This window comes from Streptomyces sp. sk2.1, from assembly GCF_008120935.1.
In the GTDB taxonomy this organism is placed as follows: Bacteria; Actinomycetota; Actinomycetes; order Streptomycetales; family Streptomycetaceae; genus Streptomyces.
In genome coordinates, this window is the sequence record NZ_RDBO01000077.1 from 602,069 (window position 1) to 612,194 (window position 10,126).

Annotated in this window: 8 protein-coding genes; 7 read left to right on the forward strand and 1 reads right to left on the reverse strand. The window is 72.9% G+C overall.

What is annotated here, in order from left to right; translation table 11 throughout:
* Positions 1-10 precede the first annotated feature (10 nt).
* The 3 genes from EAO76_RS29955 to EAO76_RS29965 all read left to right on the forward strand — a co-directional run bounded on the left by EAO76_RS29955 (position 11) and on the right by EAO76_RS29965 (position 3,481).
* Positions 11-988 carry an ABC transporter ATP-binding protein gene (locus EAO76_RS29955; protein ID WP_148839025.1) on the forward strand — a complete coding sequence of 326 codons (978 nt, stop codon included), beginning with the start codon at positions 11-13 and terminating at the stop codon, positions 986-988.
* Positions 978-2,270, forward strand: a complete 1,293-nt coding sequence (locus tag EAO76_RS29960; protein ID WP_148839026.1) for an ABC transporter ATP-binding protein — start codon at positions 978-980, stop codon at positions 2,268-2,270. Before EAO76_RS29955 ends, EAO76_RS29960 begins: the two co-directional genes overlap by 11 nt.
* Before the next feature lie 197 nt (positions 2,271-2,467).
* Entirely contained in the window at positions 2,468-3,481 is a 1,014-nt protein-coding gene (locus EAO76_RS29965; protein WP_262375828.1) for a hypothetical protein, read from the forward strand.
* A 188-nt stretch (positions 3,482-3,669) separates the two neighbouring features.
* Here EAO76_RS29965 and EAO76_RS29970 read toward each other — a convergent pair whose 3' ends face one another.
* Positions 3,670-5,805 (reverse strand): prolyl oligopeptidase family serine peptidase, encoded by a 2,136-nt coding sequence (locus EAO76_RS29970; RefSeq protein ID WP_148839027.1) that lies wholly within the window; start codon positions 5,803-5,805, stop codon positions 3,670-3,672.
* A gap of 174 nt (positions 5,806-5,979) precedes the next feature.
* Between EAO76_RS29970 and EAO76_RS29975 the strand changes: the two genes are divergently transcribed.
* The 4 genes from EAO76_RS29975 (at position 5,980) to EAO76_RS29995 (ending at position 10,080) form a co-directional block, all read left to right on the forward strand.
* On the forward strand, positions 5,980-6,174 hold the full coding sequence (locus EAO76_RS29975) for a hypothetical protein (protein WP_148839028.1): 195 nt from the start codon (positions 5,980-5,982) through the stop codon (positions 6,172-6,174).
* Between the two features lie 216 nt (positions 6,175-6,390).
* Positions 6,391-7,314 carry an N-acetyl-1-D-myo-inositol-2-amino-2-deoxy-alpha-D-glucopyranoside deacetylase gene (gene mshB, locus EAO76_RS29980; protein WP_148839029.1) on the forward strand — a complete coding sequence of 308 codons (924 nt, stop codon included), beginning with the start codon at positions 6,391-6,393 and terminating at the stop codon, positions 7,312-7,314.
* Positions 7,311-7,757 (forward strand): DUF6113 family protein, encoded by a 447-nt coding sequence (locus EAO76_RS29985; RefSeq protein ID WP_148839030.1) that lies wholly within the window; start codon positions 7,311-7,313, stop codon positions 7,755-7,757. Before mshB ends, EAO76_RS29985 begins: the two co-directional genes overlap by 4 nt.
* Before the next feature lie 175 nt (positions 7,758-7,932).
* Positions 7,933-10,080 carry a hypothetical protein gene (locus tag EAO76_RS29995; protein ID WP_187438836.1) on the forward strand — a complete coding sequence of 716 codons (2,148 nt, stop codon included), beginning with the start codon at positions 7,933-7,935 and terminating at the stop codon, positions 10,078-10,080.
* The last annotated feature ends 46 nt before the right edge of the window (positions 10,081-10,126 follow it).

The window sequence follows — 10,126 nt, forward strand, 5'->3', positions numbered from 1 at the left end:
GCCCGCTGCCATGTTGCTCGAAGTGCGCGATCTGCACGTGGAGTTCCACACCCGCGACGGCGTGGCCAAGGCCGTCAACGGGGTCGACTACTCGGTGGCCGAGGGCGAGACGCTGGCCGTCCTCGGCGAGTCCGGCTCCGGCAAGTCCGTCACCGCGCAGGCCATCATGGGCATCCTCGACATGCCCCCGGGAAAGATCAGCGGCGGCGAGATCCGCTTCAAGGACCGCGACCTGCTGACGATGAAGAAGGACGAGCGCCGGAGGATCCGCGGCCAGGAGATGGCCATGATCTTCCAGGACGCGCTCTCCTCCCTCAACCCCGTGCTCAGCGTGGGCCAGCAGCTCGGCGAGATGTTCGAGGTGCACCGGGGGATGTCCCGAAAGGACTCCCGGGCGAAGGCCGTCGAGCTGATGGACCGGGTCCGCATCCCGGCCGCGAAGGAACGCGTCGGGAACTACCCGCACCAGTTCTCCGGAGGCATGCGCCAGCGCATCATGATCGCGATGGCGATGGCGCTGGAACCCTCGCTGATCATCGCGGACGAACCCACCACCGCCCTCGACGTGACCGTCCAGGCCCAGGTGATGGACCTGCTCGCCGAGCTCCAGCGCGAGCTGAACATGGGCCTGATCCTGATCACCCACGACCTGGGCGTGGTCGCGGACGTCGCCGACAAGATCGCCGTGATGTACGCGGGACGGATCGTCGAGTCCGCCCCCGTCCACGACATCTACCGGGCGCCCGCCCACCCGTACACCAAGGGCCTGCTCCGGTCGATCCCGCGCCTGGACCAGAAGGGCCGGGAGCTGTACGCGATCAAGGGACTGCCGCCCAACCTGCTGCACATCCCGCCCGGCTGCGCCTTCAACCCGCGCTGCCCGATGGCCCAGGACATCTGCCGGGACGAGGTGCCGCCGCTGTTCGAGGTGGCCGAGCACCGCAGGAGCGCCTGCTACTTCTGGAAGGAGACGCTCGATGCGCGCTGACGACTCGGCGACCGGGACGGTGCGCGGGGCGGCCGCGAGGACCGGCGAGCCGATCCTGGAGGTCCGTGACCTGGTCAAGCACTACCCGCTGACCCAGGGCATCCTGTTCAAGAAGCAGATCGGCGCGGTCAAGGCGGTCGACGGGGTCTCCTTCGACCTGGCCGCGGGCGAGACGCTCGGCATCGTGGGGGAGTCCGGCTGCGGCAAGTCGACCGTGGCCAAGATGCTGGTGCACCTGGAACAGCCGACGGCCGGTGCGATCAGGTACAAGGGCGAGGACGTCACCAAGCTGTCGGGGCGCGCCCTGAAGGCGGTGCGCCGCAACATCCAGATGGTGTTCCAGGACCCGTACACCTCCCTCAACCCGCGCATGACCGTCGGCGACATCATCGGCGAGCCGTACGAGATCCACCCCGAGGTGGCCCCGAAGGGCGACCGCCGCAGGAAGGTCCAGGACCTGCTGGACGTCGTCGGGCTCAATCCGGAGTACATCAACCGCTATCCGCACCAGTTCTCCGGCGGCCAGCGCCAGCGCATCGGCATCGCCCGCGGCCTGGCCCTGAACCCCGAGATCATCGTCGCCGACGAACCCGTCTCCGCCCTCGACGTCTCCGTCCAGGCGCAGGTCGTCAACCTGCTGGACCGGCTCCAGGCGGAGTTCGAGCTCGCCTACGTCTTCATCGCGCACGACCTGTCGATCGTCCGGCACATCTCCGACCGGGTCGGGGTGATGTACCTGGGCCGGATCGTGGAGATCGGTTCCGACGAGCAGATCTACGACCACCCCACGCACCCGTACACCCAGGCGCTGCTGTCCGCCGTCCCGGTGCCGGACCCGACGGCCCGCGAGCACCGGGAACGGATCATCCTGCACGGCGACGTCCCCTCGCCGGCCAACCCGCCCTCGGGCTGCCGCTTCCGCACCCGCTGCTGGAAGGCGCAGGAGCGGTGCGAACTGGAGGTGCCGCTGCTGGCGGTGCCGGCCGTGTTCCGGCTGACGGAGACCATGGCCAAGCACGACTCCGCCTGCCACTTCGCGGAGGAGAAGCAGGTGGTGCCGCCGGAGGGGCTGCTGGAGCCACCGGGCGGTACTGCGGAAGAGGCGGACGGGGCCGGGGACGGTGAGGACGGGGCCAGGACCGGGGCCGAGGATGAGGAGAAGGGCGGGGCCGAGGACGGGGAGAAGGGCGAGGAGAAGGGCGGGAGCGAGGACTCGGGCGAGGACCCGGACGAGGGCCGGGACGGCGGGGCCCCGCCCGCCGGGAGCAGCCGGGCGGGCTGAGCCCCGGGCGCGTTAACAGGAGGGCAACCCGGCCGTCCCACGTCCGATATACGGACCCGCCAGCATGACCGGTGTGCGGCCGTGCGGGTGCCGTGGACCGGCCGGGAGCCCTCACAACTCCCGGCCGGTTGCCCATTCGCGCACCACGCGGACGAACCCCTTGTCCGCCGGAGCGGCGACGGTGGAGGATCGCTCGCGTGATACTCACTCGGGGGGCAAGGGTCACCGGCGCCGTTCTCTGCGCGGTGCTCGCGGTGATCGTCGCGGGCTGGATCGTACGGGACGTCGGAGCGGTCGACGATCCGGCACAGCTGTGGCGCCATTGGGCCGGTTACTACGACGCGCGGCTCAAGGCGCCGCCCGCCACCTCGGCCTACGACGCGGTGCTGTTCCTGGTGTACCTCGCCGCGGCCGTCGCCGCCCTGCGCTCGTCGGTGGCCGCCACCGCGCTGGTCGCGGCCGGAGCGGTCACGATCGCCGTGCGGCTGCCCGGACTCTGGACCATCGGCGGGAACGGGACGACCGCCCGGTTCACCGACGACCTGCGCACCCGCGCCCTGCTCAGCGCGTTCGCGGCGCTCGCGGCGGGCATCGCGCTGATCATCACCGCCGGGGCCGGCCGCAGGGCGCCGTACGACTCCTCCGAACGCCTCCCGGCCCGGCCGGGCCAGGGCGCGGGCGTGATGGCCTTCCTGGGCCTCGGCGCGGCGGGGGCGGTCGTGATCGCCTGGGAGATCCGCCAGGCGGTGCGGTTCGCCGACGCCACCTTCGACGTCTACCCCGACTGGTACGTCGGCGGGGACCGGGTCGTGCACGGGCTGGTCGACCCGCCGCCCGGCTGGTTCACGGTGGTGCTGGCACTGCTCTGCCTGTTCACGGCGGTGAGCGCGCTGGCCCGGGCCGTGCACGCGCGGCCGTTCGGCCTGATCACCGCCGCGCTGCTGCTGTTCGGCGGGGTGATGGGCGTGGCCCGTTCCGTCCACCACGACCTGCTGGAGCGCTTCGGCGGGCTGCCGGTGGAGGAGCAGCTCCTCGTGCTGACCTCGTTCTTCGAGGTGGTGGTCGGTGCCGTGGCGCTGCTGGCGATGTCCCTGCCGGGGCCCGCCGACGTCCCCGCCCCGCCCCACCAGGGCTACGGGCAGGGGTACGGCTATCCGCGGCCCGGCGTCTTCGGGCCGCCGCCGCCGTCCCAGCCGCCGCCCGGCTGGTGACGGGCCCGCTGCCCGGACGCGCCCCTTCCGCCCGGCCGGTGGCGGCGGGCAGGCCGCCCCGGCGGACACGGGCCCGCCGGGGCGACGGCGCGGGGCGGCCCGGGCGAGGCGGCCGGGCCGATGGAACGAGGTGGCCCGGGCGAGGCGGCCGGGGCGACGGCGCGAGGCGACCGGGGCGATCCGGCGGTCTATCCGTCCAGGCCCAACGACCGCTTCAGGAAGTCGACCTGGAGCAGCAGCAGGTTCTCCGCCACCTGCTCCTGCGGCGTCATGTGCGTCACCCCGCTGAGCGGCAGCACCTCGTGCGGGCGCCCGGCCGAGAGCAGCGCCGACGAGAGCCTGAGCGAGTGCGCGACCACCACGTTGTCGTCCGCCAGGCCGTGGACGATCATCATCGGCCGCACCTGGTCGGCGGCCCCCGAGAGCCCCTCGTCCGTGATCACCGAGTTGCGCGCGTACACCTCGGGCTGCTCCGTCGGGTCGCCGAGGTAGCGCTCGGTGTAGTGGGTGTCGTACAGCCGCTGGTCGGTCACCGGCGCGCCCACCACCGCCGCGTGGAACACGTCGGGCCGGCGCAGCACGGCCAGGGCCGCCAGGTACCCGCCGAACGACCAGCCGCGGATCGCCACCCTGCCGAGGTCCAGCGGGAACCGGTCGGCCAGCGCGTGCAGCGCCTCGACCTGGTCGTCCACCACCACATGGGCCATGTCGTCCTTGATGGCCTTCTCCCAGCCCGGCGAACGCCCCGGCGTGCCCCGGCCGTCCGCGACCACGACCGCGAAGCCCTGGTCGGCGAACCACTGCGAGGTCAGATGCGGAGTGTGGGCGGCGAGCACCCGGCGGCCGTGCGGGCCGCCGTACGGGTCCATCAGGACCGGAAGCGGGCCGTCCGACTCGTCGTACCCCTCGGGGAGCAGCACGGCGCACGGAATCCGCCGTGCGCCCCCCTCGGTGAGGTGGGGCCGCGCGGAGAGAACCGGCCGCTCGGAACGGTCCGCCACCGTGGCGACCGGCTTGCCGTCCCGGAACACCTCGACGCGGGCGCCCGGCCGGTCGGGCACGCGGGAGACCATGACCGTCACCCCGCCCGCGCGCACCGCCGAGTGCACCCCGACCCCTTCGGAGACCCGCTCCACACCCAGTTCGTTGACCCGGTAGACGTGGCTCTCGCCGACCTCCGGCGCCGCGGCCTCCTCACCGGCCGACGCCGACACCAGGACGTCGGACTCCCCGATGTCCAGGACCGCCTGGAGCTGCAACTGCGCCCCGGTCAACGGCCGGTCACCCACCGCGAGCACCCGCGCCCCGCCCTCGTCCGCGATCCGCACGAGCCGTCCGTCCGGCGCCCAGGCCGGCACCCCGGGGAAGATTTCCAGCCACACGGGGTCCTCGTCGGCGTGCACCGTCCGCGTCGCGCCGGTCTCCGTGTCCACCGCCAGGAAGAGCTGGCCGCGCTGGTCACGGGCCTGGACGAGCAGCAGCGGAGCCCCGTTCGACGACCAGTGCACCTGCGCCAGGTAGGGGTGGCGGGCCCGGTCCCAGACCACCTCGGTGCGGGTGCCGTCCAGGCCCATCAAGAAGAGCCGCACCTCGGCGTTGGGCGTCCCGGCCGCCGGGTAGGCGACCTCGGCGGGCCTGCGGTCGGGGTGCGCGGGGTCGGAGATCCACCACCGCTGCACGGGGCTGTCGTCGACCCGGGCGACCAGCAGCCGGTCCGACTGCGGCGACCACCAGAAGCCCCGCGACCGCTTCATCTCCTCGGCCGCGATGAACTCCGCGAGGCCGTACGTGACGTTCGCCCCGTCCGGTTCGGCGAGCGCCCGGTCCCCGTCGCCCTCCGCCCCCACGACGCGCAGCTCACCCTTGGACACGTATGCGACGTGTCGTCCGTCCGGTGACGGTCGGGGGTCGATCACCGGGCCCGGAACCGGCAGCGCGCGGGCCGTTCCGGCCCGGAGCTCGGCCACGTACACCTTTCCGGAGAGTGCGAAAGCGGCCAACTCTGCGGCCGCGTCGACCGCGTAGCCGACGATCCCCGACGAGCCCTCGCGGCTGCGTTCGCGCCGGGCCCGCTCCTGCGCCGACAGCCGCTCCTGCGAACCGCCCAGCAGGGCAACGGGATCGGCGACCACGCGTTCCCCCGGCGCACCGTCCTTCGGCAGGTCCAGGACCCACAGCCGGCCCACCCGGTCCGTACCCGACTCCGAGCGGATGAAGATCACCCGCTCCCCGTCGGGGGAGACGGTGAACGCGCGGGGTGCTCCGAGGCTGAAACGCATCGTTCGGGCGTGTTGGCGGGGGAATGAGATCTTCTGCGAAGTCATGTGGCGAACCTAGCCCCCGACCACCCGTTCGTGCGCCCCTCGTGCTGCCGTGCTCCGAACAATGCGTTGGCACGGATAGTTATGATCCGTAGCGCTCGGTGGGTATGAACCTGCTGGCTCCATGTGTGCTGCCCGTCCCGACCGTATTGATGGAACTGATGGAGGTGAACCGCCGTGGCACTCTCGATTTCGGCGGTGGTGCTGCTGGCGATCGTCGTCTTCCTGCTGATCCGGAAAGCCGGACTGAAGGGCGGACATGCGGTGGTCTGCGCGCTGCTCGGTTTCTATCTCGCCAGCTCGTCGATCGCGCCCACCATTTCGGAGCTGACCACGAACGTGGCGGGCATGATCGGCGGGATCAAGTTCTGACCCCCGTCCTCTGACCTCCGTCCTCCGGTCCCCGCCTTCCGGCTCCCGTCCTCCGGCCCTCGCCTTCGGACTCCCGTCCTCCGGCCCTCCGTACCGTCGGCGGGCCGTGGATCGCGGGTGACCGGCCGGTGCTCCGTCGGTGCGCGTCCGGTGTGCGGTGGGTGCGCGTACGGTGCGCGGGCGGTGATCGGTCCGCCCGGCTCGTAGGCTGTCCCCATGACGGACCATCCCGCCCGGCGTCTGCTCCTGGTGCACGCGCACCCCGACGACGAGTCGATCAACAATGGCGCCACCATGGCCAAGTACGCGGCCGAAGGTGCCCAGGTCACCCTGGTGACCTGCACACTCGGTGAGGAGGGCGAGGTCATTCCGCCCGCCCTCGCCCATCTCGCCTCCGACCGGGACGACGCCCTCGGCCCGTACCGGCAGGGCGAACTCGCCGCGGCGATGAAGGAGCTGGGGGTCACCGACCACCGGCTCCTCGGCGGCCCCGGCCGCTTCCGCGACTCCGGGATGATGGGCGTCGAGCAGAACCACCGCCCCGGCGCCTTCTGGACGGCCGACGTGGACGACGCCGCCGGACACCTGGTGGAGATCATCCGCGAGGTGCGTCCGCAGGTCCTCGTCACCTACGACTCCGACGGCGGCTACGGGCACCCCGACCACATCCAGGCGCACCGGGTCGCGATGCGCGCCGCGGAACTGGCCGCCGATCCCGCGTACCGCGCCGGGTCCGGCGCCCCGCACGCCGTCGCCAAGATCTACTGGAACCGGGTGCCGCGCACCGTCGCGAAGGACGGTCTCGCCCGCCTCCGGGAGACGGCGCCGGACGCCTTCCCCTTCCCCGGCGTCGCCGCCCTCGACGACCTGCCGGGCGTGGCCGACGACTGCCGGATCGCCGCGGAGATCGACGGCTCGGCCCACGCCGCCGCGAAGGCCGCCGCGATGCGCGCCCACGCCACCCAGATCACCGTCGACGGCTCCCTCTTCGCCCTCTCCAACGACCTCGGGCAGCCGCTCCTGACCACCGAGTACTACGAGTTGGTGCGCGGCACGTACGGGGCTCCCCGGGGCACCCGGGAGGACGACCTGTTCGCGGGCCTGGCGGAGTTCGCGGACCTGGCGGAGGCGGAGCGATGAGCGGCGGGGAGCGGCGCGAGCCGCACCCCCGCACGTCCGCCGGGAACGTCGCGGTCACCGGCCTCGCCGCCCCCGTCAACCCCGGCCGGATCGCCTCCTACGTGGGTCTCGCCCTGCTCGGCGCGCTCGTGGGAATCGCCGGAGCGCTCGTCCAAGCCGCCTGGTTCCCCGCCGGATTGCTGCTCGCGCTGCTGGCCGCCGGCGGTCTCTTCTACGGCGGCCGCCGGGTCTTCGACACCCAGCTCGGAGCCCTGGCACCCGCCGCGGGCTGGCTGATTTCGATCGTTGTTCTGCTCGGTGGGCGGCCTGAGGGCGACTATGTCTTCGGCGGCGAACTGGGCCTGACTCTTTTCATGCTCGGCGGGATGGTCGTCGCTGTGATCTGTGCCACCATGTCGCGGTCGCTTCTGCGGGGTGCCGACAGCGACCGACCTGGCAAGTAATGTGCCATCTCCGATCCCGTAATGCCCCCTGCCCTTCCGGCGGCCACCCGGCCGTTTCCCCCGGTCGCGGGGTGTCTGCCGGCGGCGGCCAGTATGGTGGTTCGCGCGCCGAGCCGTCCCCAGGCCTGCGGCATGGGGGAAGTACGGGCGGCGGAGCCAATCGGGAGAACCTGCTTTGAGTCGTGAAACTGACAGTTCGTCCTCCGGGCCCCAGGGGCGCGGAGGAGCCGCGTACCCTTCGGGGACGCCGCCGTACGGATCCCGCCAGTATCCGTCGCTGCACCCTTCGCAGGACGCCCCGGAGGGGGCCCCGGAACCTGCGGATCCTCCTCGGTCCGACGAGCCGAAGACCGAGACGACGCTGACGACGCGCATCCGGATCAACATCCCGGGGTCGCGCCCCATCCCGCCCGTCGTCATGCGTACGCCCGTGGGTGACGCCGACACCGAGGGCGCCGAGCGCACGGGCAGCATCCCGCGCCCCGCGCGGTCCGTGTCGGACGGCGCCCCGGACGCGCCCGACGCCGCACCGGCCGCCGAGAAGCGGACGGGTGCCGCGACGGCCGAACCGGCCGCCGAGAAGTCGGCCAAGGAGCCGAGCGGCAGCGACTGGTTCGCCCCGCGCAAGCCCCTCGCGAACGCCTCGAAGCCCGAGCCCTCCGGCGGCGGCACGCCGGGCGGCAACGCGCCCCTCGGCGGGAGCCCGGCCGGTGGCGGCGGCACCCTCGGCGGCAACGCGCCGCTCGGGGSCCCCTCCGGCGGTGGCCCGGCCAACGGCGCGGAACGTCCCGGGGGCCCCGCGCCCACCCCGCCCCGACCCGACCTGCCGTACTTCTCGGACGGTCCGCAGCACACGGGCGGCCAGGGCGTACCCCGCCTCGACGGCGACGACTTCGGCGCCGACGACGCCTCCGCGGGCGGTCCGCGTCCCACGCCGAGCCTCGGTGTGCGCACGCAGCCTCCCGGCGGTCCCACCACGGGTCCGGTCACCGGTACGTCGTCCCTCACCCCGAACCTCGACGGCCCGGGCGGCCCCGGCTCCGGCCCGGCCGGTCCCGGCGGCGCGGGCGGTGTGCCGCCGCGGATGTCGGACGACACGGCGGTGCTGACGCCGCAGTTCGCGGCCCCGGCCCCCGCGGGGCCCGACGGCAACGTCTCCGGTGACACGCTCACCAGCGGCATCCCCGTCGTCCCGCCGGAGCACCGGTCCGCCTCCCCGTTCCCGTCCCCGCCCGGCCTCGGCGAGCGCGCCGGCGCGGTGTCCGGCGGCCCGAGCGACCCGATGGGCACCGGCCCGGCCGGTCCCGGCGGCCCCGCCGCGCCCGCCCGGCCCGAACCGGCTTCCTCGTCGCCGTCCTCGTCCGCGCCCGCGAAGAAGGGCCGCTCCAAGCTGGTCCTCCTCGGCGTGGGCGTCGTCGGCCTGGTCGGTGTCGCCTACGGTGCCGGACTGCTGATGAACCACTCCGAGGTCCCCAAGGGCACCACCGTCCTCGGCGTCGACATCGGCGGCGGTACGAAGGACGACGGCGTCGCGAAGCTGGACGCGGCCCTCGGCAAGCGCGCCGAGGCCCCGCTCCAGCTGTCCGTGGCCGGCAAGAAGACCGAACTCGTGCCGGACAAGGCGGGGCTCGCCCTGGACAGCCAGGCGACCGTGCGCGCCGCGGCCGGCAGCGACTACAACCCGGTCTCCGTCATCGGCTCCCTGTTCGGCAACAAGCGCAACGTCGACCCGGTGATCCCGGTCGACGAGGAGAAGCTCGGCGTCGCGCTGACGGACCTGGCGGGCGTCTCCGGCTCGGCCAGCGACGGCACGATCAAGTTCGAACCGAACAAGGTCACCGCCGTACCCGGCAAGCCGGGCAAGACGCTGGACGTCGGCCAGTCGATGATCTCGGTCCGCGACGCGTACCGCACCCAGGTGCAGACCGGCCGGTCGAACGTCGTCGAACTGCCCGTCACCACCCGCGAGCCCACCATCACCCGGGCCGAACTGGACCGGGCGATGAAGGAGTTCGCGAAGCCCGCGATGTCCGGGCTGGTCACCATCAAGGCGGGGGCGAAGGAGATCCAGTTCGGCCCGTCCCGGTCGCTGCCGAAGATCCTCACGATGGTGCCGGTCGAGGGCAAGCTGGTCCAGCACTACGACAAGAAGGCCATCGACGAGCTCTGCGACGGCGTCTTCGACGGCATCATGGTCACCAAGGGCGACGGCAAGAAGCACCAGCTCAACGCGGACGACGTGGCTGCGGCCATGAACACCGCACTGCTCGGCAAGACCCTTGCCGAGCGGACCGCCGTCATCGACCTCGGTGGCAACGGCTGACCTTCCGAGGCACCGAACCGCACCACCCGCCCGCCCCCGTCCGGAC

Bases quoted from the DNA above. Each gene is read 5' to 3' on its own strand.
- EAO76_RS29985 (WP_148839030.1), top strand. From the start codon at position 7,311: ATGAGCGGCGGGGAGCGGCGCGAGCCGCACCCCCGCACGTCCGCCGGG.
- EAO76_RS29955 (WP_148839025.1), top strand. From the start codon at position 11: ATGTTGCTCGAAGTGCGCGATCTGCACGTGGAGTTCCACACCCGCGAC.
- mshB (WP_148839029.1), top strand. From the start codon at position 6,391: ATGACGGACCATCCCGCCCGGCGTCTGCTCCTGGTGCACGCGCACCCC.
- EAO76_RS29970 (WP_148839027.1), bottom strand. From the start codon at position 5,805: ATGACTTCGCAGAAGATCTCATTCCCCCGCCAACACGCCCGAACGATG.
- EAO76_RS29960 (WP_148839026.1), top strand. From the start codon at position 978: ATGCGCGCTGACGACTCGGCGACCGGGACGGTGCGCGGGGCGGCCGCG.